Annotated in this window: 16 protein-coding genes; 2 read left to right on the top strand and 14 right to left on the bottom strand. The window is 44.5% G+C overall.

All coding sequences use genetic code 11. From position 1 onward, the window contains the following. Window positions 1-58 precede the first annotated feature (58 nt). The 9 genes from JXR81_08455 to JXR81_08415 form a co-directional block, all read right to left on the bottom strand. Window positions 59-4,144, bottom strand: coding sequence for a glycoside hydrolase family 9 protein (locus JXR81_08455; protein ID MBN2754875.1), 4,086 nt, complete (start codon window positions 4,142-4,144; stop codon window positions 59-61). 327 nt (window positions 4,145-4,471) lie between these two features. Then, window positions 4,472-4,627: a hypothetical protein gene (locus JXR81_08450; protein ID MBN2754874.1), complete on the bottom strand. Its 156-nt coding sequence runs from the start codon at window positions 4,625-4,627 to the stop codon at window positions 4,472-4,474. A gap of 39 nt (window positions 4,628-4,666) precedes the next feature. Next, window positions 4,667-6,946 carry a glycoside hydrolase family 9 protein gene (locus JXR81_08445; GenBank protein ID MBN2754873.1) on the bottom strand — a complete coding sequence of 760 codons (2,280 nt, stop codon included), beginning with the start codon at window positions 6,944-6,946 and terminating at the stop codon, window positions 4,667-4,669. Window positions 6,947-6,960: 14 nt separating this feature from the next. Next, window positions 6,961-9,021 (bottom strand): glycoside hydrolase family 5 protein, encoded by a 2,061-nt coding sequence (locus JXR81_08440; GenBank protein MBN2754872.1) that lies wholly within the window; start codon window positions 9,019-9,021, stop codon window positions 6,961-6,963. Window positions 9,022-9,048: 27 nt separating this feature from the next. Next, window positions 9,049-10,041, bottom strand: coding sequence for a LacI family DNA-binding transcriptional regulator (locus tag JXR81_08435; GenBank protein MBN2754871.1), 993 nt, complete (start codon window positions 10,039-10,041; stop codon window positions 9,049-9,051). A 70-nt stretch (window positions 10,042-10,111) separates the two neighbouring features. Next, complete coding sequence (locus tag JXR81_08430) at window positions 10,112-10,669, bottom strand: hypothetical protein (protein MBN2754870.1); 558 nt, start codon at window positions 10,667-10,669, stop codon at window positions 10,112-10,114. Window positions 10,670-10,867: 198 nt separating this feature from the next. Further along, window positions 10,868-11,245: a PilZ domain-containing protein gene (locus JXR81_08425; GenBank protein MBN2754869.1), complete on the bottom strand. Its 378-nt coding sequence runs from the start codon at window positions 11,243-11,245 to the stop codon at window positions 10,868-10,870. A gap of 228 nt (window positions 11,246-11,473) precedes the next feature. After that, window positions 11,474-12,022: a hypothetical protein gene (locus JXR81_08420; protein MBN2754868.1), complete on the bottom strand. Its 549-nt coding sequence runs from the start codon at window positions 12,020-12,022 to the stop codon at window positions 11,474-11,476. A 15-nt stretch (window positions 12,023-12,037) separates the two neighbouring features. Next, a complete protein-coding gene (locus JXR81_08415; GenBank protein ID MBN2754867.1) occupies window positions 12,038-15,511 on the bottom strand; it encodes a hypothetical protein in 3,474 nt (1,157 codons plus the stop codon). Window positions 15,512-15,611: 100 nt separating this feature from the next. On the opposite strand from JXR81_08415, the gene JXR81_08410 reads away from it, so the two are divergent. Then, window positions 15,612-15,977 (top strand): hypothetical protein, encoded by a 366-nt coding sequence (locus JXR81_08410; protein ID MBN2754866.1) that lies wholly within the window; start codon window positions 15,612-15,614, stop codon window positions 15,975-15,977. A 282-nt stretch (window positions 15,978-16,259) separates the two neighbouring features. Here the strand turns inward: JXR81_08410 and JXR81_08405 are convergent, their stop codons facing one another. Further along, the gene (locus JXR81_08405) at window positions 16,260-19,205 is read right to left on the bottom strand and encodes a glycoside hydrolase family 44 protein (GenBank protein ID MBN2754865.1); all 2,946 of its coding nucleotides are present in this window, start codon (window positions 19,203-19,205) and stop codon (window positions 16,260-16,262) included. Between the two features lie 168 nt (window positions 19,206-19,373). On the opposite strand from JXR81_08405, the gene JXR81_08400 reads away from it, so the two are divergent. Next, window positions 19,374-19,619 (top strand): 30S ribosomal protein S20, encoded by a 246-nt coding sequence (locus JXR81_08400; protein MBN2754864.1) that lies wholly within the window; start codon window positions 19,374-19,376, stop codon window positions 19,617-19,619. On the opposite strand, the gene holA is transcribed toward JXR81_08400, so the two are convergent. From holA to JXR81_08380, 4 genes are read right to left on the bottom strand one after another with little or no spacing between them, the layout of a single operon-like run. Beyond that, a complete protein-coding gene (gene holA, locus JXR81_08395; protein MBN2754863.1) occupies window positions 19,620-20,621 on the bottom strand; it encodes a DNA polymerase III subunit delta in 1,002 nt (333 codons plus the stop codon). It lies immediately after the preceding gene. A 1-nt stretch (window position 20,622) separates the two neighbouring features. Then, on the bottom strand, window positions 20,623-21,186 hold the full coding sequence (locus JXR81_08390; GenBank protein ID MBN2754862.1) for a hypothetical protein: 564 nt from the start codon (window positions 21,184-21,186) through the stop codon (window positions 20,623-20,625). Beyond that, the gene (locus JXR81_08385) at window positions 21,183-21,695 is read right to left on the bottom strand and encodes an LptE family protein (protein MBN2754861.1); all 513 of its coding nucleotides are present in this window, start codon (window positions 21,693-21,695) and stop codon (window positions 21,183-21,185) included. Before JXR81_08385 ends, JXR81_08390 begins: the two co-directional genes overlap by 4 nt. A gap of 27 nt (window positions 21,696-21,722) precedes the next feature. Then, window positions 21,723-24,194 (bottom strand): leucine--tRNA ligase, encoded by a 2,472-nt coding sequence (locus JXR81_08380; protein ID MBN2754860.1) that lies wholly within the window; start codon window positions 24,192-24,194, stop codon window positions 21,723-21,725. Window positions 24,195-24,395: the final 201 nt, after the last annotated feature.

Genomic DNA, 24,395 nt, shown 5'->3' with positions numbered 1-24,395 from the left:
ATCATCTTAACATATTTTTAGACAATTTCAACGTTAAAACGTTCCGGTTAAACGTTATTTATTTTATGATTATTATCTTTCCGGCTTTGCTGTAACAAACGCCGTCAGAGCTGTCGGTTGACAGCCTATAATAGTAAGTGCCGTTAGCAAGGTTCTTAAACTGCGCCGATTCCGCAAATCCTCTGTTTACTCCCGGTACAAAAGTACCCGCAAGCGCAACCGACCTTACCAGTCTGAAAGAAGAAGAATATATCTTTAATGTGATTTCAGAAGAACTTTTTGTAAGGTTAAACCGTAACAAAAGCCCAAACGGATATTTTTCCGGATTAAGCGGTACAGGATAAACCAGAACATCCGTTATCTTCTGCTGCCCTTCTTGCGCAATAATGGATGAAGGTGTTTCTGTGAAAGTAGGCGCCGGGACAGTTGCGGTTAAAGTTGGTGTCTGCGTATTGCTGAAAGTGGCGGTATAGGTGTTGGTTGGAATAATAGCGGTATTTGTAAATGTGTATGTATGCGTTGCGGTGTGAGTGTTTGACGGAATAAGCGTTTCTGTGGGGGTGTTGGTGTTTGTACTTCCCGGAGGGACCGTATCTGTATTTGTAAAAGTGTTTGTCGCCGTATAAGTGTTTGTATAAGTATGTGTTTGTGTGGCTGTATGCGTGTGGGTACTTGACGGAATCAGCGTTTGCGTGGGGGTGTGCGTATCCGTGCTTCCCGGCGGAACCGTATCTGTGATTGTAGCCGTGTGCGTGTAAGTTGAAGTGTACGTGAACGTAAACGTTTCCGTGAAAGTGGACGTAAAGGTCGGCGGCACTTCGGTATAGGTCTGCGTTGCGGTATTTGTAAAAGTGTAAGTATAAGTGTACGTGGCGGTATGCGTATCCGACGGAGTTGAAGTAATTGTGAAAGTATACGTGTTTGTGCTGCCCGGCGGAGGCGTGTTTGTAATTGTTGCGGTATTTGTGTCTGTCGGAGTTTCCGTATTGGTATGCGTTGCCGTATGTGTATGCGTATATGTGAAAGTGGATATATTTGTGTTTGTGTAAGTATGTGTCGCGGTATCAGTTACGGTATGTGTTGCCGTGGGCGGCTCCGGTGTATTTGTGGCGGTATGTGAACTTGTATGCGTGTGAGTGTATGTGTTTGTGGCGGTATATGTTGCAGTATAAGTGTGTGTAAAAGTGGTTGTGGCTGTCGCAGTATCGGTATTTGTGTTTGTATATGTATTTGTCGGAGGCAGAGTGTTTGTGTAAGTGGACGTAGGCGCCGGACCCGCGGGTATTATTGCTATCGCGCGGAAATTTGCCACATCGGCATCGGAAGACGACGTGATATTAATCTGACCGTCCGTGATTAACACATCCTGTATTATTACATCGTAAGCGCGCATAGTGCCGGGCGCTTCAACATACAGATCAAGGTTATCAATAACCGTAACCCCTTCTATCTCTACATCAAAAATCCTCTCCCCTTCCGCGTTGAACCATGTTTCCGCGAATTTAAACGTAATATCATAATATCCGTTTGGAACGGTAAAAGTATATGACGGGTTGCCGTACCTTTCGCTTTGATAAAGCGTGTCGTCCGTTGTGTTGGCAATAGCGTCAGTTACAGATGCGGCAGTCCCGCCGGTAAACCCGTAATCGGCAGACCAGGTATTTCCGGCGCCGTCAAGATAAGACAAACCGCCGCAGTTAACGCGTATCGGCGTGGGCACAGGCGTATTTGTCGGCGTTTGTGTGCTAGTGTAAGTGTTGGTATTTGTAAATGTACATGTAAGCGGATAGCATTCGCTTGTGGATGTACTTGTAAATGTAGCGGTTGCTGTCGCCGTATTCGTAAACGTATTTGTATTTAAAGGCGTATATGTATAAGTCGCGGTCGGCGGATAATACGACTCTATCTGAAGCGCGTTTAAAATACACATTTCGGTTACCTGTGTAAGGTCAATATTCAGCTTGCCGTCCGTGACCTGAACCGGATAACTTTTATCAACCGCGTATGCCTGGCTGTTATTAACGCCATAAACGGAAAAAGACGATTCCACAACCTGCCCTTCAAGCAGTATATTAAAAAGCCTGGCATTGGCGCTGTTAACAAACATTTCATTAAATTTAAGCGTTACAAGATACCACCCATCGGCAAGGTCAAAAGTATAAGAAAGCGAAGCCCCCCATCTTTCCGTAAGATACAGAATATCATCAGTTGTATTGTTAACAATATCTCCCTGTGCCGTGCGGTCGCCGGTATTTGCCGGCGTGTTATAGCCCCAGCTTCCGGCGGTATAAGCCTTATCGGCAAGCCATACATTCCCCCCGGTCGTTACCTGCGCTCCCGCCACATTTACTCTTAATACGTTTATCGGAGTCGGTGTTACAGTCGGCGTGTCAGTATTTGTAAAAGTACATGTCAGCGGATGGCACAAAGACGTAGGCGTATTAGTGGGAGTATTAGTGGGCCCCGGTGTCGGAACAAACGCCGCAAGCACATACGCGTAAGCCGCCATCCAGTTAATCGCCACCTCGTTGGAAGTATAATTGCCCGCGTCATCAACATAACATTTTGCCGGCGCGCCGATAGTATCATAATATTCATTCGGCCCGCCCGCTAAAATCCCCGGCCACGGCGGTGTAATTCCGTCCGCTGCCGAAGGCTGGTGGTGCGGCTGACTTGTGTAAACCTCGCCGACGTAAGTAAGATAAGATTTATTCATGGCGTTTCTTCCAAGGATATAATGAAGCACTTCTTCCGCGGCGTCTTTATAAGTATCATCTCCGAATATTTCTGATGCCGCAACAAGCCGTATTGCCCTATTTAAAGCAACAGAGTTTGAGCCCCAGTAATAATCCCCGGAATTTAAAACAAACTTATAACCATTTGTTGACTGTACTCTTGTCCTGAAAGTATTCACATGATTCTGGAAACCTGCCTTCATGACGTTTACCACTGTAGCATTTACAGACGGTTGTTTTGACTGCATATATGACATATAAGCCACAGGGTGAAGTTCTTTCCAGTCATCTCCGCTATCAGACATAAGTGTTAATGCCCTGTCCAAATAATGGTCAGCCACATAAGTGTTATACGTCGTTTCGCCAGTAGTGTTAAATAATTCCACCGCCGCCCATAATCTTTCATCGCTGTCGTCAGTGTCGCCGTAAATACCGCCCATACTGCCGTCAGTAAAACCGCCGGCCGGGACAATATTGGGGTTTGCCTGTAAAAAGGCCCACGCGTTTTGTGCGGCTGTCAGACATTCCGCGGCATAAGCGGCGTCATACATTTCAAAAACGCGCGCGGCTATTGCCATTATAGCGGCAAAATCAGCTGTTGCCGCGGATGATATTTCAAAAATATACCTTGTATCAGTATCCGCGGTCGGCATTATCCCCTGCGGAAATCCGTTTGAAAGTTTGTGAAATACCCCGCCGTTTGTGTGCTGCATTTTTTTATGCCAGTCAAGGTTGTATTTAATCTCGGTCAAAACGTCAGGCAGCGCGCCGCCGGAATATGGAAGCCCAAGATTAATATGTTCAAGCGCGTCATAATACTTTTCATACATCAAAAGAAGTTCGCCGTTTGTCACGCCGCAGTTAAGCGAGTACTTACCGTAATCGCCCGCGTCATGCCAGCCGCCCGTGGTATTTTTGGTTCCGCTAAGCCCTGTGGAACCGGCGTAAGTGCCGTCATTTAAATGGCACGCGCCGTGGGTAAAAGTGGTTCCCCTGTGAGTTAAGGTTACAGATGCGCCGCAGCGCTGACCGTAAAAACCGCGCATAAGCGTGGTTAATGTGTCGGTATGAATAGTGTCAGATATCCTGAAATTATATGATTCACCAAGCCCGGTTACCGCAACATAATATTCGCCCGGCGTTGTAAGCGCGGAAAAATCACCAATTTTAACCGAATCGCCTGAAGCCGCATCGGCAATGGCTGTTCCAAAAGTTCCGGTAAAAACCGTTGTCCCGCCTGAAACTGTTTTTACGGTAAATGAAGTTGCGGAATTGCCTACAAGGATTACAAATTTATTCCCAAGTGTTCTATAACCTTCCATATCAACGCGGATAGCATCATTTTGAGCGGAAAATATGGAAATGGTAAAGAGTAATACGGCTGTAGTCAGTAAGATTAGTCGTTTCAAATGCCGTTCTCCTTAACAAAGTATAAAATACCAATAATCAGTAAATATTTTGACAAATTTAAGCGTTTAAAGTTTCGGTCAAAGTGCAATTACGAAACGATGTTTATTATACTAAAACAGTGGTTTTTTGGCAATGAAATAAGGATAAAAACAGAGGGACAGAGGGACGGTTTAAAGCGCGAGGGACGGAGGGACAGATGCACGGAGGGACGGAAGAAAAATCGAAGGTCTTAAGCTCTGGTAGACGCGGGTCTTTAGCCCGCGAGTTTTATATTTTGATTTAGTTTTGGTAGCCGCGTCCCTTTAGGGCGCGTTGTTTAGATTTATTTATTGCGGTATTTTTTTTGTTCCGGCTGCTGCGGCAATAATGCTGTTATGGCGGAAACGACAAGGCGCGTGGTTTAAAACCAAGTTCAACTGCCGCACCTTAAAAGGTGCGCCTACCAAATCCAGTTCCAATTCAAAATACAATAACAATTCCAAACCAACCCTCCGCGCATCCGTGCATCCATCCCTCTGTTTCTATTTAATTACCACCACAGCGCCCTGCTTTAGATCTTTCTTATTTAATCCGCCAAACTTCCCGTTGTCAGCTTCAATGACGTAATAATACATTCCGGAGGCAAGTTTCTTTTTTGGCTTCCACAAAACTTCATGCCATCCGATACCTTTGTTATTTTCTTTTATCGCGTCAAACTTTCTGTCTGCAAGGGTGTAAAAATGAATGTTAACTGTTTTTGCCAGCCCTTTTGTTATCTGATATCTTATTTTAATTTCATTTCCTTTTGACGGGTTTGGATAAGGAAAATGTTCACCCACAGTTATATAAACCGAAGGAATTTCGGCAGTGGGCGTGGGGGTCATGGTTATGGTATAAGTCATTGTTATACTGGAAGTCTGCGTTATTGAATATGTAGGCGTAGATGTCACAAACGGTGTGTCAGTTGATGTGGGAGTAATTGAAGCAGTAGGACTTACTGTCCTGGTTGCCGTTCTTGTTGCTGTTGGTGTCCTTGTAGCGGTTACTGTACGCGTGGGGGTAACCGTTACAAAAGGAGTATCTGTTATTGTAGGTGTTGCTGTAGGCGCCGGCCCGTCATTTAAAAAAGCCGCAACGCCGTATATAAGCCCTGCCTGCCAGTTAATGGCAATTTCATTGGATGAAAAAGAACCCACATTGTCCGCCCAATATGCTGCCGCCGGTAATCCCGATGCCATCGCAACAATAATAGGATCATCGGCTACGCTATCAGGATTGTTTGTTCCAGGCGAGCCGCCCACCAGATACCCGGGAATCGGCGCGGCGATACCGTCAGAATTGCACCGCCTGTCATGTGGATAAAGCGCGGGGTTAGTACCTATGCCTGTTACCTGTGAGCGTCCAAAATGATTCCTTCCAAAAAGATGATTTAAGATTTCAAAACCGGCGTTTCTGTATTTATAATCACCTGTCATTTTAAAAGCCGAGTATAAAATCACAGACATTCTGGCTACAACACCATTACTTCCCCACCAATGGCTTGTCATTGACCTGCCGTAACCGTGTGAATTTACCGCCGTAACTATCCCGTTCGCGGTATTTATCGTGTTGGTTCTTATCCTGTCCGTAATGACCGAATTCTTGCCGGGCCTGTCGCAGAAATAATAAGTAAGCATAGCCATATCTGAAAGATTATTCCAGTCATATATAGACTGCATATATCCGCTTGAAGCCCTTGCTTCAAAATAATCGCGGTATACAGTTTTTCCCGTAGACGCAAATAGTTCCGCGGCCGCCCATATCCTGTTGCCGGCGTCATCACCGTTATAAATACCGGTATAAAAACCAAGCGCGTAAGCATCAAACGTGACTATTGAAGGATTATCTATTAAAACCTGAAACGCAAGTTCTGCCGCGTCAATGCATTCCTGCGCGTAAAACGAATCATAAGGCGCAAAGTACCTTGCGGCCATTGCCATCGTGCCGGCAAAATTTGAAGTGGCATACGTACTCCACGGAAGAAAATACATAAGCGAAGTGTCATTCGCGGGAAGCACGCTCATTGAAGTGTGGTTTTTGCTTGTAAGCTTGTCGTGAATTTTACCGCCGCCGTCCGCGTACATCATTTTAAACAGCCAGTCGGTTTCCCATTTTATTTCCTGAAGATATTCCGGCATCCCGGGATTTAAATCAGGAATCCCGTATGTCATTGCGTTAATTGAATCGCCAAAATCTTCCCACGCCATAAACATAGGCCATACTGTTATCCCTACATTTCCCAGGTACCTTCCGTAATCACCCGCGTCATACCAGCCGCCTGTACCGTCTTTGTACGAATTTGAATACGGCTCGTTTGAATAATATAAATTCGCGTTGGCCATATGGCCGGCGTTCCAGGAATACGTTGTGCTGCCGTAAGTGTGTGATACGGCCGTGCCTGACCTCCACATATACATCCCAAGAAATACTTTTTTAAAAACATCCTGAAAAACAGTTTCAGAAATTTCAAAATTCTGCGTCCTGCCCACGCCGTCCACGTTAATATAATATGTGCCGGGCGTGACAACAGGCGTAAAATCAACCACATAAACGTTTCTTACGCTGTCGGGCGTATACAAAGGGCCGGTAGCAGTGCCGGAAAACACTACTGCACTGTCTGATTCCCGCACAACCTGAAACGAGGAACATGCAACATTAACCGATGCTTTTTTTGACATTATAGGTTTGTAGCCGGCTGCGCTGTAAGCAATATCGCTGTCTGCCGCCCTTAAAATGCCGGCGTAAAAAAACAGCAGTAATAAGAGAACGCTTATTTTACGCATTAAGCCTCCGGTGGTCATTTAAGCACTACAATCGCACCCTGAACAACATCGCGTTTTAATCTGTCCCCTGTACGCCCGTTGTCAGCTTCAAGAATATAATAATACATCCCGTTTGAAAGCTGATATTTAGGCCTCCACAACACATCATGAACGCCCGGGGCGCTGTCAGAATCTTTTATCGTATCTATCTTTCTGTCGCCAAGAGTATAAATGTGAATTTTAACATTCTTCGCGAAACCTGTTTTTATTTCATATCTTATATTCACGCTTCTTCCGTTTGAAGGGTTGGGATACGGAAAATGATCCCCTATTGTTATCCTTGTATTGGCGGAAATAGTCGGCGTAACAGTCGGTTCCACATAAACAGTCACAGTGGCAGTAGGTGTATATGTCGCCTGCGGAGTCATTGTGACGGTGGGGGTTGTTGTCATTGTTGCCGCGGGAGTCCTTGTCCTTGTAGCCGTCCTTGTAGGCGTACGTGTCCTTGTAACAGTGGGCGTCCAGACAGAGGCGTCAAAGAATTTTATATTATCAATCTGAACTGTGTATATAGAACCATTAGAGATAAATCTCATCGTCCCAAGTGTGGTCGGATACGGATAGTAAACTTTTGAAAGCGGAATATACGCGGTCTTCCATGTTGTTGTTATAACACCGCCGGGCACATAAGCTGCCACGTTAAAATCATTATCAGATGTCCTGGCACCCCATGTGTTCCAGTCAGGTATAAAAAGCAGCTGGCTTATCGTGCCTGCCGTTGCCCTTACATCAATACTTATATATGTCCTGTTATTTCTTGGCCTTGCAGTTGTCATCCACCGCGCTTCCTGCCATCCGCCTGCCGTGTAAGCAATCTGCATCGCGTTGCCGGGATTTCCCGCCGCAGGTTCAGAAAACATTGCCGCGTTATTTACGCTGCCATCAGCAAGTGTATATCCCGCGATATCGCCGTTATAAATTAAATCAGGAACAGGAGTCGATGTTATTGTTCTTGTGGGGGTCACAGTCCTTGTAACCGTTGGTGTATGCGGGTCGCCGGTGGGAGTCTCTGTTGCCGTCCAGCAGACAAAATCTTTTGCCGGGTTTGTAATATTAGCCGCGACAAAAAGCCCTGCCGTGCTTAAGTTTGCTATTGTCCATCCGGTTGTGCTGCATGAACCTAATGTCAGCTGAGAAGTGGATTTTAAGTGCTGGTCTGTAGCCCAGTCCCTGTCATCGGAATATGACCACGAAGCCCAGCTTAATTTTATCCCCTGCGGATTGTTAACGGTATCAACGCCGGACATAATGTCCATAAATTCCTGCGCGCGCGGGTAATTGTCCCCTCCGTCGCCGGAGGAATTGCTTGCGCCCCATTCGGATACAAATATCGGAATCTGGTTTATATAAGGTATAAGCATGGAAGTGGGATGCGTTCCTGCGTAAAAATGAAACGCGTACATGATATTGGGTTCAAGTATCTGGTCATTTACAACGTCCGCGCCAAGCTGTGAATAGTTGGGCGTACCTACAACAATAACCGCGTCCGGATCAATGGCCCTTATCCTTGGAATAATATCTTCCGCGTACGCTTTAATCTGCGCCCAGGTCACGCCGTTGGGTTCGTTGCAAAGTTCATATATAACAAAGTTTTTATCCTTATGCTCATTAGCCATAGCAGTCCAGAATATCCTTGCGTCTTCAATATAATTATTCGGGTCGTCATTTAATATATGCCAGTCAATTAAAGCGTACATTCCCGCGGCGCCTATCCAGTCCACCATCTGATTAACGCGTGATGTCCAGTAAGCCGGGTCCTGAAGATAGCCGCTTTCTGAAGCTTTTACATACATTGCAATTCTGAACAGATCCGAATTCATTGTATTTGCCGCGTACTGAACCGCAGCCTGAGTATAACAGCCGTCAAACCATCCAATACCATGAGTGGAAACGCCGCGCAGCTGTACCGGCGTGTCGCATTGGTTAACAAGCTGAAGCCCGTTTACTTTAAGCTGCCCGTTTTCAGAAACAGGCGAAGCGTAAATAAACGCAGCCATAAGAATTAACGTTAAAACAATCAGGTGCTTTTTATCCATTTTCAGTCTCCGTGTTTGTGTTTTTGTTTAAGCGCTTTCCCTGATAATCAGTTCAGGTTCAAATACCTTTATTTCTTTTTTGACATTCTTTTCTTCCATAAGTTTCTTTAACATATCAAAAGCAGCGCGCCCCATATCCACAACCGGCTGCTTTAAAGTGGTAAGCGAAGGCGTTACAAGCGAACCCGTATCAAGCCCGTCATAACCTATAATTGCAACGTCATCAGGAATTCTTACCCCTTTTTCTTTAGCCCTCTTTATCATCCCCATCGCGACAAGGTCGCCGGCACTGCAGAAAACAGCATCCAGGCCCGAATTTTCCTTTATTATCATGTCCATCATATCCTGACCTTCCTGAAAATTATAAGTTGAGCTTCGGAGAGTATTTTTTTCGTCATATTTCAACCCGTTATCCGCCATTGCCTGAATAAAACCCTTTTCTCTGTCTGTCACGCACGCAAGATGAGTATACACAGCGCTTATTAAACCTATGTTTTTCTTTCCGGTTTTAATAAAACGCTCCGTTGCTTTATAAGCGCCCTTAAAACTGTCGCCTTTAACCCCGGCAAAACCGTCAAAAGTTTCTTCAACAAAGACTATCGGCAGGCCTGTATCATTATATGCCTGCAGTGTTTCTTTTTCAGTCCTCATATTAATAGCAATCACGCCGTCCGCCCTTCTGCCGTAAACAATTTCCTTTAACAGTTCAGCTTCCTGTTCCGCGCGCGCTGAAAAATGCAGGGTGGTATAATCAGTTTCAACCACTCCGGTATCTATTCCGTTAAAGATATCTATTTTAAACGGGCCATAAAACATTGATGACGCAACGGCTATGACATTTGTTTTGCCTTTAACAAGGCTGCGCCCTATCTGATTGGGATAATAATTCATCTCTTTTACTGCCTTTAAAACTTTCTCTTTGGTTTTATCGCTTATCCTTGGGTCATTACGGATTACCATTGATACCGTGGTAGCGGTAACCCCGACTTTTTTGGCAACATCTTTTATTGTAATGCTCATTATATGGCTCCTTTAATTTTAACGTTAAAACAAATATATAAAAAAAAAGCACTTATGTCAACTTATAAAACTACGGACGAAGCAAAATCGCGTTCCAAATAAGCAGCGCTCCTTCCAGAAATAACCTGAAATTCGGGTAATAAGACGGGACGATATAACCAAAGGCGAAAACAGGGATAAAAAAAAGATAAAAAAAGTAAGCGGCTTTTCCCGGGAAATCCGTATCAGCTTTAAGCCGCGCTATGCAGATAACAGCGCTGTATACAGCCATAAAAATTACCAGAAAAGCTGTTATATTACCGGCGTTTTCCTGCGCCTGTGTAATACCTTTAAAGTAATAGAAAATAAAGTTATTAAAAAGGTTAAGCGCAAGAAAAAACACTGTAAGCCTTGCAAGAATATAACGTTCTTTAGGAGGGGCTGAAAAATATGATGCAATTGTTCCCGGAAAATTTGATGAAACCTCTTTAAAATCAACTTTTTCCCTTTTTGATGTTGAAAAAAATGACTTTTTTACTTTCATATCAAGCGGTTTTTTTTCGCCGGTTGCAAATATGGTATGGCAGCTCCAGCATGTATCGCTTCCATCTTTGTTAACCTGATTACAACGCGGACATTTAAAAGCCATAGCCACCTCTTTTGTCATATTATACAACAATAGCGGCGGCCGCGCAAGATTATGATTTACAGCCGTTATAATAAAAAAGCGCGCCCCTGCCTTTTTCGGGGGGGCGGTGAATTAGGCAGGGACGCGAAAAGAACTTATGCATTTCTGCAGATTGCCCCGTGCATTATTCCGTTTAAAACACGCGGCAACACGCAGAAATCAGACACTGTTTTGTCTCATATAATTCTCTATGTATTGTTTGTCTTCATCTTTTAAGATCAGAAACTGCACTTCAACTTCATAACCTTTATTAAAACTTTCTTTCCTGCAGCCAATTGATTCACAGCATGTCTTTATTTTACGCTTTTCAGGCCCTAAAGTAAGTTCAACTATCATGGCATCTTCGGGTTTTACCCTGTGTTTCATAAGAAGAATTAACCCTTTCTTGCTTATTGAAATTGTCCTTGCTTCCATAAATAATCCCTGAAATTCTTCATCTTCCCTGTCCAGGATTTTATACCTGACCTCTTCGCTTGCATGAACTCTGTGCTTGTTGGCAATCATTTGTTCAAGCTCTGAATCAAAGTCGGGCTGCATAACGTTCACCTCCTGGCAATTTACATAATATATTAAGCAAGTTTCATTCCTTCCAAAAAACTGTCAAAACATAGATATTATGTGATATTTATTTGGAATAAATGTCCCAAAAGGCACTATTTGTGCCTTTTGGGACATTTGAAGGTTGGTTGTGTCAGATTATAGATAGAAAAAAATTGTAAATTTATAAATTAACCGTTAAATAATAAAGCTTTTTAAAGTTTTAAATCAGTTTGCAGTTGTATCCGGGAACCTTTTTGAAAGGTTTTCTGCCATCATAAGATTAACGCCGTCAAAGGTAATCAGGAATATACCCTGTGTTAAAACACCGGCTCCATACCCTTTTACGCTTTCATTTCCCCATACCAGCATTCCGGTTCCCGCCAGAATACAGGCTCCGTCTATTATCATATTAAGCCATATGTTGTCTTTAAATTCCTGCAGTTCTTTTTCCGGGGCAATATTTGCCTTTCTAAAATCAATGCTCTGCTTTGCCCATACGCCAAGCGCCGTATCAACCGCGCCCCAAATAAGGTTTGTAAGGCCATATCCTTTTACAAATTCATTTCCGTTGGAAAACATTACAAGGCCGGTGCCAAGTGAAAGGCCGCCCCATCCCATAAGCACGTTTGTGGCAATGTCCTCGTGCATAAAAATATCGTAAACAGTGGTGGTGGTGACATTTGCGTCCCCGTTTGAATCCGAAACCAATTCATCGCTGAACACAGGCACACACAGAAATACTGACAGCAGTAATACCGAAATAATTTTTTTCATTTAAATATCCCTCCGTTATTTTGAAATAACAAAAAACTTTCCTTTTATTTTCTCCTGAGATAACAAATTAATTATAACATAATAATAAATTCCGGGGGACACTTTTTGCCCGTTTCTGTTTGTCCCGTTCCAAAAAACCGCAACACCCGGCGAATGCAGGCTTATCACGTGTTCTCCGGATAAATTATATATTTCCACCCTTGAATCAGGGGTAAGGTTTATGAATTTCATGTTTCCGCCAACGGCTGTGGCCGGGTTAAATGGATTGGGATAAACCAGCACCTTGCCTTCAGGAAAATAAGAAATCTCCGAAATAACCGGCGGATGCCTGTTGTCTTCCGTATTATGGTGCGGGTCCAGATAATCCGCGCAAACAGTATTCATTATTATTCCGTCAGGTTTAATCGATGATATCCGCGTACTGAACCTTATGGTAATTGAAGCGCCGGGATTTAAAGCCGTACCGCTGATGCTCCAGTAATAATAATTCCCGGAGCTGTACAAAGAATCCGGCGCCGGCCCTGATATTCGCGCCGTGTAATTTATCTCTTCCGGCAGCGTATCCCACAAAGCAGGATTATAAATAATAAAATCCGAATTATTCTCAAGGGTAATTTCGTAAGTGATTTCAGACCCTATTCCGGGATTCTCACCAAAAGCTTTTTTAACAGGCTTAAGCTCAACCGGCGCGGGTGTAATTGTAGGGGAAACTGTAATGGTATTTGTTGCCGAAAATTCAGGCGTTAAAGTAACTGTTGGCGTCATTGTTACAGTCGGGGTGATTGTCGCCGTAAAAGTGGGTGTATTGTAAGCACAGACGTGATAAAGGTAATATACATCCTGCTGCCCCGCTATATCATCATGCCATGAAACCGCCGGAACATCGCCCGGCTTTAAGGCGGAAGAAACCGCGCCCGTTTCGCGCCCGGACGCGGGAGCAATTAATTTAGAACCCGGCAGCCCGTCAGCACCCGTAAATTCAATGCCGTTCCACCTTATATAATAAATACCCCCTTCATCAAACCACGAAATGTGAGGGTGTCCCGAAGAATCAACCGCTATTGAAGCGCCCTGTGAAAAACCCGGAGTGTTTGAAATATTTATAGATTCCTGCCCCGCGCCGTCAAAGTCCACCCACTGCGTGCCGTCCCATTTAAGGTAGCATATTTCCCTGTTGCCGCCTATAAGAGCATCAAATACCACATGAGCCCGCTTGTCCGCGTCAATAACAATTTTTACGCGGCGCGGATTAAGTACATCGGGATTGGTTATTATATCTGTTTCAGCCGTACTTCCATCTGTCTGGATCCAATGATTAATATGCCATCTTTTCACAATTACCGAATTATCACCGGGAGTCTGCATTATCCATGCTATGTAGGGTGTAAGGCCTCCCATTATTTTTAAATCAGGCTCAATACAAGGATAAGTATTAAAACTGACCATGCTTGATTCATAACCTGTGCCGTCATTGTCTGTCCAACTGCTTCCATTCCAGCGCAAAAAGAAGACATCTTTCACCGTGTATGTTTTTCCGGCCGGATAATCCACCCATACGCACAAGGGCTGCTGTAATGGATCTAACGCAAGCGATACATCCTGCGGAAATCCGCCGTTATACGCCGGAACTGTTATTTTTTCAACACCTGACCCGTCCGCGTCCACCCATGAAAAGCCGTTGTATTTTAAAAAATAAATCTGCTGCCAGCCCTCATACAATCCGCCATTCCACGCGATATTCGGCCTGCCTGAACTGTCTAAATATAACGCAGGATCAAAACTTTTATCCTCGTGTACCGAAATCATTGCGCTTTCAGTGCCGCTGCCGTCCGCGTCCGTCCACTGTGTCCCGTTCCAGAAAAGATAATAAATTTCACCGGCATCTTCATAAACAATATGCGGATTACCCGGCTGATCCAGGGCCATTTTTGAATTTGTTCCCGGGCTTACTTTTACGGATTCCTGCGCTGTGCCGTCCGCGTCCGCCCAGCAGCTGTTTGGCGTGGCAGAAGGCTGTGGATTGGGAGTCATTGTATAAGTAAGCGTTTTTGTTATAGTCGGGGTCTTTGTCCGCGTAACGGTTTTGGTAACTGTATGCGTAAGCGTGGCTGTGGCATCTGCCACGGCTGTATAAGTAATGGTAATTGTGGGTGTGATTGTGGGCGTGCCTTCGGGAAGCCAGCGCAGATAATAAATGTCGTGCGGGTCTGTCAGATAACCGGCAGGCCACACCACATGCGGGTAACCGCCGGGGTCAAGTTCAAAAGAAGACCACGAATTGTTAATTTCATTTGAAGATATGTTAACGGATGCCTCGGTACCGTCTTCGCCCGACCACAGCGCGCCCGCGGGATTATATTTAAGACAGTAGCGCTGGGTGGTTTCAAGAGAGCCGTATCCAAACATCACGTGCGGTATCCCCGACGCGTCCACTTTTATCATGGGCACCGAAGAATTATGATAGCCGTAAGTTATGTTTATGTTTCCGGCGCCTGTACCGTCGGCGTCCACCCATGAAGCGCCGTTAAATTTAAGGTAATACACATCCTGGTGTCCGGAAGAAAAGTCCTCCCAGACAACGTGCGGCACATCCCAATTATCTATATCTATATACGGCCACGCGGAATAATCCGCGCTGTTTGAAATATTTATTGATTCCTGCCCCGCGCCGTCCGCGTCTGTCCATGATGCGCCGTTCCATTTTAAATAATATATTTCCCTGTTTTCATCCTCTCCGTCGCACCAGGTTATATGCGGCCTGCCGGCTGAATCCGTATCAAGATGAGGATACAAAGAGTAATACGGCGATGAATAAATGGTCCTTGATTCAGTCCCTGTTCCGTCCGCGTCCGCCCACTGGGTCCCATTCCATGCCGCATACTGAATATCCGCAAACGCGCCGCCCATATACTCGTTTTCAGCGCCTTCGTTCCACACTATGTGCGGTTTATCAGAAGAATCTAAAACCATAAATGGATGCGCCGAATTAACAGTTAAAGAAGCGGACACGCTGTCAAATCCCGGGACACCATCCGCTTTTACCCAGTTTAAACCGTTCCATTTACAGTAAAATATTTCTCCGCCGACACCGGAAGTTTCCTGCCACGCTATGTGCGGCCTGCCGGCTGAATCAACGGCTACATTGGGAAATATTGAATCTCCCGAAGAGTATGTAAGACGCGCGGATTCAAGGCCCGCGCCGTCGGCATCAACCCAGCCCGTCCCGTTCCATTTAATATAATAAATGTCATAGTTAGTTCCCGTATGTTCAAACCACACAACATGCGGATTGCCGCTTCCGTCAATGGCTATGTCCGGGTCTCCCGCCTGATTATCGGTGGGAAAAATATTTATACTTTCCTGCCCTGTTCCGTCAACATCCAACCACGCGCAATACAACGAAAACGGGAATACTATAAAGAAAAGAAAAAACAACGCCATTACAACCCTGTGAAATAATAAACTTTTTCTGTAAATCTTTTTACTCATATATTATATTTCCCCTTTAATATTGAGACAATTATAATACATTAAAGTTCTTAATACAATAAGGGGTGATATGTTATAATATTTATAAAGGAGGTGAAATATGAAAAAATTTCAATATCTGCTTCTTGTCTCCTGTTTGTTTTTATCAGTTTCCTGCGCCACCGTTCAGAAAGAAAGAAAAGCGGGGCTTCCCCCTCCTGACGAAGCTAAAGAATCAACTTATTTCATAATAAATTCAGTGGCCACTTTTGTCGGCACGGTTATAGGCGGAACGCTTGGTTTTCTTGCCGTGTCCGGCGATGAAGACGGCGGAAAAACAGCAATCACATCAGTTGCAGCCGCGGCAGCCGGCGGTTTTATAGGATGGTATTTCGGAGGTCAAATCACAGATTACATGCGCGCCAACGAAAAACCGGATGACAACAAAATAAAAGAATATTACGAAGAGTACCAGATAATAAGGTAATAAACCGGAAATGCCCGATGGACAGATGGTCGGATGCACAGAGGGACAGAAGTAAAGACAAACATTATAAAAAACAAGCAGTTAAGCATTAGGCAGATAAGCAAAAGCGCGGAACGAAAGTCAAAACATATATTAAACCAAACATCAGACATTATCCGGTTTTTTCAGTGTGTGCCGCTCGTAAACCTGTATTCTTAGATGGATGGAGAGATTTATCAGCCTTACTTTTTAGCACTCGTTGTTTATATTTCGCTTTTGCTTAACTGCCTATAGCTTGACTCTTTATTTCCTTATTATCACAACAGTATTTATCTTTGAAACAGCTTTCTTGCCGCCGTCTTCCGCGCTTATAACACAGTAATACGTCCCGTTAGCTAAAGATTCAAAGTTTTTGGAGCTGATTTCAGCTTTTTTATTCCCCGCACCCGGTGTAATATTTAATTTTGCCTCTTTAATTAACCTGAAACTTCCGGTGTAAAGGCTGAATTTAACAAATTGAGCGCTTTTCGTAATATCAAACAAAACCGACATACCATCGCCCGTATACGGGTTTGGATATACCGTTACATTTTCTATTTTTAATTCATCCAGCCCGTTAACCAAAACAGGGGTATGTGTGAATGTGGCGGCTATGGCCGGGGTTTCAGTCGCTGTATGAATCGCGGTATTGGTAACTGTTGCCGTGTTTGTACGCGTGGCTGTTTTTGTAAATGTAATACCGGCGGTATTTGACGGCGAGACGGTTGTTGTTTTGGTTACGGTTATAACCGGTGTATTTGTAAGCGTTACAGTAGCGGTATGATCCGCCGTGTCCACAGCAGTGGCTGTAAACGAAATCTGATGTGTGGCTGTTATGGTAAAAGTTATCGCCGGCGGCGGCGTTAAAGAAGGCGTAAGCGTGGCAGTATTTGTTGCCGTATCAACGGGAGTATTTACAGCGGTGTTAACCGCCGTTTCGGTTTCTGTAGCTGACGCCGTATATGTATATGTGGGTGTCTGAACCGCCTGCCCTGTAATCCTTACATTATCTATTATAACGCTGTAATCATTATCGGCGTTGCCCACAAAAATAAGCCTTTGTATCACGGTTCCGCCCTGAAGAAGTGTATCAACCGGTATTGATACGTGATTCCATGTCTGATTAATAACACCGCCCGATACGTAATCCGTAACATCAACAGACCAGTCAGTCAGGTTCCAGTCAAGGCCGAACCTTAGCCCGTTAGGGATGCCCGCTTCTGAAATTATGTCAAATTCCAGCAGCGTATAAGCACCGGTATTAACCGGTGTGTTTAACGCCCAGTCATGCTGCTGCCACCAGCTTTGAATTGAAGCAAATGATACAACCATTCCGTTTCCCGGGTTTCCCGCCGCACCCTGTGATATTCCGCCGCCGTCAGCGGAATTATTAGCCGTGCCGTCCGTAATTGTCATGCCCGCGGTATCGCCGTCATAAATATCAATACCCGCGCCCGGCGTGGGAGTAACGGTTGCCGTATATGTACTTGTGCTTGTATGCGTATATGTATATGTACCGGTAAACGTTAAAGCGGGGCCGCCCGGAGTTATTGAAGGTGTGGGTGTGTTTGTCGGCCCGATAGCGCCGTAAAAAACAAAGTGATACGCGCTGTAAGCAGGTACTGAATAAGAAAAAGCGTTGCCTGTTACCACAGGAGCGGCCTTTAGCGTGATTGTGCTGTCGCTTCCGCCAAAGCCATACGCTTCACCGCTTTGATATGCCGCACTTCCGTCTATAACAAAATCCGCGTTCTGAGCGGCTGATGATTTGTTAAGTACAATGACGTGAAGCGCGGTTTCATCTGTGCCTGATATTGAAGCGTAAGCGGACATTATAGCGTTATCGCCGCTTTCACAGGAAACTTTTGTATCGCCATATGTTGAATTCGCCCCGTCATAATTACGAAACAATTTATAAGCCGCGGAATGAAACAAACCGTAATCCGTATTCCACATTGTGGCTATATATACGCCGTACTTTCCGAATATGCCAAGTGTATCAGCCATCGCTATACCGCCGGAAAAATTACTGCCGCCGCCAAAACCAAATTCGGTCACGGCAATTTTGGTTCCCGGAAAGTCCGCGTCTATTGCCGCCTGAACTTTTGGTATTATTGGAAGCGCAGTACCGCACCACTGGCCGGCGGAACTGTTTTCTATATATGAAGGATCCCAAAGAGAACGCGGCGCCTGAAGCCTTGCCTGTATTGCTTCGGCGGAATTGCACGCAGGGTCAGTAATCCTGCACTGTCCGCTGTTATAATCAAAAGGCGGATAAAGCCCTTCACGCGCTTCTGAATAGTAATGAAGATCCAAAACGTCCAGAAGCCTTCTTCCGTCAGCATCAGACTGCGCTTTCATCTGCTGAAGGTAATAAGGCACATACCAGGTATTCGTCCCCCTGACCGTGTTCCAGTCATCGCCCTGGCTCATCATTGACCAAATTCCAAAAAACACCGGCCCCATTATCTGCGCCTGCGGGTCAACGTCTTTTACCGCTTTTGCAAGTTCCGCACCCCTTGTCACCCATTCAGAAGCGCCCACAGGCGACGGGTGAATTCTTACGTGCGTGGAATTCCATAAATCGCCTTCGTTATCAAGTTCATAAAATCTGACACCGCCCGCGGCGGACAATCCGTATCTGTTAACAATATGCGCTACCTCTTCATCAGCGTAAACATAACCATCCAATGTGTCAGGCGGCAGCGAAAACGCGGAGCCTTTTTTCGAAATCAATGTTTTCCACCTTGCGGAAGGCGCGGCTTCTGACTCTAAAACATTTCCGTCTTTATCAGCCGCCACATACCCCGCCATTGGAAGCGTTATTAAAGGTTCATAACCCATTAAGGCGCAATAATCTAAAAAATTATTAAGCACGGCGCCGGGTACATTCGCGCAGTCATATGTGTTTACAGGATTTTCCAGCGCGCCGCACATAAAATTATCGCTTGAATGATACCAGTCAGAACCGGCATTACTGGCATTATTTTCCCAGTTATACCCTGTCACCCTGTTGCCGCCAAAACGCATGCAGGTCAGGTTTTCATTGCCTTCCATCTGCTGGTTGGTGCCGTAAATCAGGGGGCTTATGGCTGCCCTTTCGTTTGAAGTGTCAATGGTTATAGAGACCGGATATACAGTAAGCGGCAGAATAAAAACCGCCAGCAAAAACATAAATTTTCTTAAAAACACAGTTTTTATCCCTTTCAACGTTAAATTCCTCCGTGTCGTCCGCATTAACCGGTTCACCATCATGCAGCAACCATTTTATAACATCGGTTTTTCAAAGTCAACAAGGCATAATGATATTGACAAAAACCTTTATTTATAATAAAATTCATCATTATTTTGAAAATCTTAAGGAGGTTTTTTAAAGCAATGCCAAATTTAAACGCGTCAAAGAAAGATTTAAGGAAAACAAAGAAAAGGACGGCAAGCAACAGCGCCGCACTTCATAAGTTAAGGACTCTTATGAAAAAAGCAAAAGCATCAAAGGACCCAAAAGAAGTCATTGAAGCTGTTTCTTTTATTGATAAAGCAGCCAAAAAAGGCATCATCAAAAAGAACGCGGCATCAAGGTATAAAAGCAGAATCGCGGCAGCCGTTAAGGTAAAAACAGCTTAATTACCTGTTTTTTTCTTCTAATAAAGTAAACAGCCTTTCAAACATAACGGTTAACACAGGCTTGGCAAGATCACGGTGGGAAAGTTTAATCTTCCTGTCGGCTTCCCTGAAAATAGAGACAACTTCTTCATAACGGACCTTCTTGAAAAAGCGGGTCCGTTTTTCTTTTTCTATAAAGAACACTTTCCCGCCAAGCACGGCCCTTGCCCTGAAAGCATTTCCGGTCATATCATAAAGGATATAAATATACAGGTCTTTTATTGACGCAAACACAGTGCCCAAAATAGCTTCCGGGCTGCTGTCTTCAAAAAGGGCGTCAAGAATTTTATACGTCCTGGCCGGATTATTATTCTGAACAGATGCCACCAGCGACCAGATGTCATATTCTTTTGTCACGCCGCGGACAGCGTTAAAATCATCTTTTGTTATTTCTTTTCTTTCGCCTGCAAACAGCATAAGCTTGTCCAGTTCATTCTTTATGGAGGCAATATCGCCGTTTGATTCCGTTACAATATATTCAGAAACATCGCTGTCAACGGTTATCCCGTTTTTTGCGGCGTAATCGGTTATCCATTTGCCCGGCAGTTCTGCCGCCTGATTCTTTGAAACTTCTATAAGATTCTTTTTGCCAATTCCTCGTTTTTTTAGTTCTTCCCTGCGCGGCGCGGTTATCTCTCCTGAAGTTGTAAGCACAACGCATGTGCCCGGCGGAATTGAGGGTAATAAATTAAAGACTTTTTCAAGGTCGTCTTTTTTAAGTTTATAGAATTCTTTCATAATGACCAGTTTGGCGGGTGAAAACATGGAAGCGGTTAATGCGCCTTCTATGGCTTCATTTACGGAGGTTTCTTTATCAGAAAAATCAAACGGCTGAACCGCAGACGGGTCATCATGCCCGTTAAAAAGGCCTTCGCGTATCTGTCCTGTCACTTCACCGGTATAAAAATCATCTTCTGCGGCTATTATGTAAAATGATTCCGGTTTTGAAAAAGAAGATGCCATCTTAATCTTTCATCTCAAAGAAGGTCATTGCTATTTTTCTGCCGTTTAAATACAGGTCAACATGATACAGCCCTATTTCATCCGGCAATAATCCCTGCCCGTTTTCCGGATACATCTGTTTTATTCCTATGTAGTTGGCCACAACATAAGGCAGGTATTCCCCGCTGTCCACTGTCACTTTTTTATTCTCCGCCGCGTTCTTGTCCCAGTTTAAAACCTTTTCAGCTATTACCTTACCCGTAGGCGATATTATCCTTAATTCAAATACGTTTGAATCTTCCACTTCCTGAGAGCCTGCGCCGGAATACAGCGCGTAAGGATTTTCAAACATATGGTTCCTTTGTTTCATTCCCGGCGAAGACTGTTTGGCGGGAAAAAGCAGGTATGCCCAGTACTGTACCACCTGATGCTGCGTCCTGAAAAACCAGTTGGTTGTGTCCGCGGGGTAATTATTTATAAGCCCGCTGCACGTTGTTATATGCCCGGTAAGCACAGGCGAAGTTTTCGCGCCAAAAAGCGCGGCTGAAAACGCAGTCAATATAACCGCTAATATTAACCGTTTCAATTCATGCTCCCGTATATCACTCTTCTCATCACCTTATTGGCAAGCTGGTCAAGCACCCGCTGCCTGGCGCGTTCTTCATCTTCTGCCGGCATTCCAAGGTTGTTCACGACATAATACGTGGTCTCTTCCCACATGTCCTTTGTAAGCCAAAGCTCGCGCTGCTGCTTATTGTCAAAAAACGTTATATTAACGTATATCCTTAACCTGTACTGCTGCGGCACCTGGTTTGTGTCAAAAAGAATAGGTGTCTGCACGTATTTAGTAATAACACATTTAATAACCGCGTCAGACTTGTATTCATCCAGTATTGTCACCCTGCCGTCGGCAAGAAATTCATCTATTGTCTTTTGTGTCACGTACTGCTCCAGGCCATATTTGTCGGTCTTATTCAGAAATACCGGCACAGAAATTGTCTTAACATCCGGCGCAAGATTGGGCTGTGGAATGTAAGTGGCGCAGCCGGCTGCCAGCGCCGCCAGAACCAGAAGGCTTAACATAACTTTTTTCATATTATATCCTCCTATAATGAAATTAATTTATTTTACTACAATATTAAACAGTTTGTTTGGTACAAATATCTTTTTTACGGTTTCTTTGCCTTTTGTCCATTCAAGTACTTTTTCTGACGCAAATGCCGCGGCTTCCGCTTTATCCTGCGGGGCGTTAAAATCAAGTTTAATCTTATCCCTTATCTTTCCGTTTACCTGCAATACAAATTCAACCGTGTTTTCAATCGTAAGCGCCTCATCATAAACAGGCCATTTTGCCTTAAATACGCTTTCTTTATTTCCAAGCATTTCCCAAAGTTCTTCGCTGAAATGCGGGGTCATAGGAGCCATTAAAAGCGCCATTGATTTAATTACAAACTTGATAAGCGGCGCGTCTTTGGACGGATCCAGCTCTGTCGCGCTTACAGTATTAAACAGCTCCATAAGCGATGCTACCGCGGTATTAAACTGCTGTTCCACGCCGATATCATTTGTAACCTTTTTAATTGTCTGGTGTGTTTTTCTTACAAGTTTCTGTTTAGCTTCATCAAGCGCGGAGTAATTAACTGTATCCGAAGCGCCTTTAACCTGATCGATATATTGGGTAAACTTTCTCCATATCCTGTTAATGAACCTGTAAGAACCCTCTACCGCCTCGTCATTCCATTCAAGGTCGGCCTGCGGCGGCGCCGCAAACAGCATGAAAAGCCTTGCGGTATCAGAACCGTACTTTTCTATCATATCATCAGGGCTTACGGTATTGCCCTTGGATTTGGACATCTTAAAACCGTCCTTAATTACCATGCCCTGCGTAAGCAGTTTTTTAAAAGGTTCGCCACAGCTTATTAAACCAAGGTCGCGCATTACATAGGTAAAAAATCTGGCATAAATAAGGTGCATGCAGGCGTGTTCCGGCCCGCCTACATACTGGTCAACGGGCAGTTCTCTTGCGGCTGCTTCTTTTCCTATCGGAAGTTTTTCATTTTTTGAATCGCAGTAACGGACAAAATACCATGAAGAATCCACAAAAGTATCCATTGTGTCAGTCTCGCGCCTGGCGTCACCGCCGCACTTTGGGCATTTTACGCTTAAAAATGACTTTGATGTTTCCAGCGGATTGCCCTTGCCTGAAAATTCAATATCACGCGGAAGCTTTACAGGAAGGTTTTCTTCCTTTTCCATAACTATGCCGCACTTATCGCAGTAAATCGCGGGTATGGGCGTTCCCCAATAACGCTGGCGCGACAACAGCCAGTCTTTTAATCTGTAATTTATCTCTATCTTTGCCATGCCTTTATCATTCATCCAGGAGGCAATTTTTTTCTTGGCTTCACTATTATTTATCCCGTCAAATTCGCCGGAATTTACAAGCATGCCTTCATCTTCATACGCGTCTGTCATCTCTTCAAGCTTAAGCTGTTTATCTTTCGGCTGAATTACCACTATCATCGGCAGGTTATATTTTTTCGCGAACTTAAAGTCGCGCGAATCGTGTGTGGGAACCGCCATAATTGCCCCTGTGCCGTAATCCATAAGAACGTAATTTCCTATCCAGATGCGTACCTTTTTTCCGTTAACCGGGTTTATCGCGGTCTCTCCCGTATCCACTCCCTCTTTTTCAAGGGTTAAAAGCGTGTCAACAGTGACATCCATTTTTTTCACTTTATCCCTAAACGCGTCTATTTCTTTCTGTTTTTCCGCGGTTGCTTTTGCCCTAATTCTATCCACCATCGGGTGCTGCGCGGCAAGAACCACATATGTAGCGCCAAAGATAGTATCCGGCCTTGTGGTAAATACAGGTATTTCTTCGCCTGTTTTTTCTTCCTTAAAAAGTATCCTTGCGCCTTCGCTTCTGCCTATCCAGTTTTTTTGCATGGCAATAACGCGTTCAGGCCAGTCAATTTTATTATGCCCGTCAAGCAGTTCCTGTGAATAAGCCGTGGTCTTAAAGAACCACTGGGTTAAGTCTTTCTGGACAACCGTATTTTCGCAGCGCCAGCATTTGCCTTCCTGCACCTGTTCGTTTGCCAGAACCGTTCCGCATGATTCGCACCAGTTAACGGCGGAAGCTTTCCTGTAAGCAAGCCCCTTTTCAAAAAACTTAATAAAAAGCCACTGATTCCATCTGTAATAAGATTCGTCGCAGGTGGCAAGTTCCCTGTCCCAGTCGTATGACATTCCAAGTTTTTTAAACTGACCGCGCGCGTGTTCAATATTCTTTTTTGTCCATTCAGCGGGATGAACGTTATTTTTAATCGCGGCGTTTTCCGCGGGCAATCCAAAAGCGTCATATCCCATAGGATGAATTACGTCTTTTCCCTGCATTCTGTTGTAATGCGCAAGCACGTCGCCTATGCTGTAAACGCGGATATGCCCCATATGAAGGTATCCCGAAGGATACGGAAACATTTCAAGGATATAATATTTTTCTCCCTTTCCTGTTGCCTTAAATGTCCTGTTTCCTTCCCATTTTTTATGCCACTTTTCTTCTGTTTGTTTATGCGGATAATGCTCTGACATATATAATTTCCTCCTGGATTTGTAAACAATGGATAAATTATATCACGAAAAAACCGGAAGATGAAAGATAAAAAATAGACGCTTTGATGCTTGGAAGTTTAGATGCTTGGTTAAAACTGGTTGGTACGCGCAAAAGCAGGCGGGATAAGCGCGGGCATTTAGCATTTCGTTTTTATATTGTAGAGACGCGATATATTGCGT

The sequence above is a fragment of the Candidatus Goldiibacteriota bacterium genome, from assembly GCA_016937715.1.
Taxonomy (GTDB): domain Bacteria; phylum Oederibacteriota; class PGYV01; order PGYV01; family PGYV01; genus PGYV01.
This window is presented reverse-complemented; position numbering and strand designations above follow the sequence as displayed.

Excerpts from the sequence above, each read along its gene's own strand:
- JXR81_08445 (MBN2754873.1), bottom strand. The coding sequence starts at position 6,946 with ATGCGTAAAATAAGCGTTCTCTTATTACTGCTGTTTTTTTACGCCGGC.
- JXR81_08440 (MBN2754872.1), bottom strand. The coding sequence starts at position 9,021 with ATGGATAAAAAGCACCTGATTGTTTTAACGTTAATTCTTATGGCTGCG.
- JXR81_08435 (MBN2754871.1), bottom strand. The coding sequence starts at position 10,041 with ATGAGCATTACAATAAAAGATGTTGCCAAAAAAGTCGGGGTTACCGCT.
- JXR81_08430 (MBN2754870.1), bottom strand. The coding sequence starts at position 10,669 with ATGGCTTTTAAATGTCCGCGTTGTAATCAGGTTAACAAAGATGGAAGC.
- JXR81_08425 (MBN2754869.1), bottom strand. The coding sequence starts at position 11,245 with ATGCAGCCCGACTTTGATTCAGAGCTTGAACAAATGATTGCCAACAAG.
- JXR81_08420 (MBN2754868.1), bottom strand. The coding sequence starts at position 12,022 with ATGAAAAAAATTATTTCGGTATTACTGCTGTCAGTATTTCTGTGTGTG.
- JXR81_08415 (MBN2754867.1), bottom strand. The coding sequence starts at position 15,511 with ATGAGTAAAAAGATTTACAGAAAAAGTTTATTATTTCACAGGGTTGTA.
- JXR81_08410 (MBN2754866.1), top strand. The coding sequence starts at position 15,612 with ATGAAAAAATTTCAATATCTGCTTCTTGTCTCCTGTTTGTTTTTATCA.
- JXR81_08400 (MBN2754864.1), top strand. The coding sequence starts at position 19,374 with ATGCCAAATTTAAACGCGTCAAAGAAAGATTTAAGGAAAACAAAGAAA.
- holA (MBN2754863.1), bottom strand. The coding sequence starts at position 20,621 with ATGGCATCTTCTTTTTCAAAACCGGAATCATTTTACATAATAGCCGCA.
- JXR81_08385 (MBN2754861.1), bottom strand. The coding sequence starts at position 21,695 with ATGAAAAAAGTTATGTTAAGCCTTCTGGTTCTGGCGGCGCTGGCAGCC.
- JXR81_08380 (MBN2754860.1), bottom strand. The coding sequence starts at position 24,194 with ATGTCAGAGCATTATCCGCATAAACAAACAGAAGAAAAGTGGCATAAA.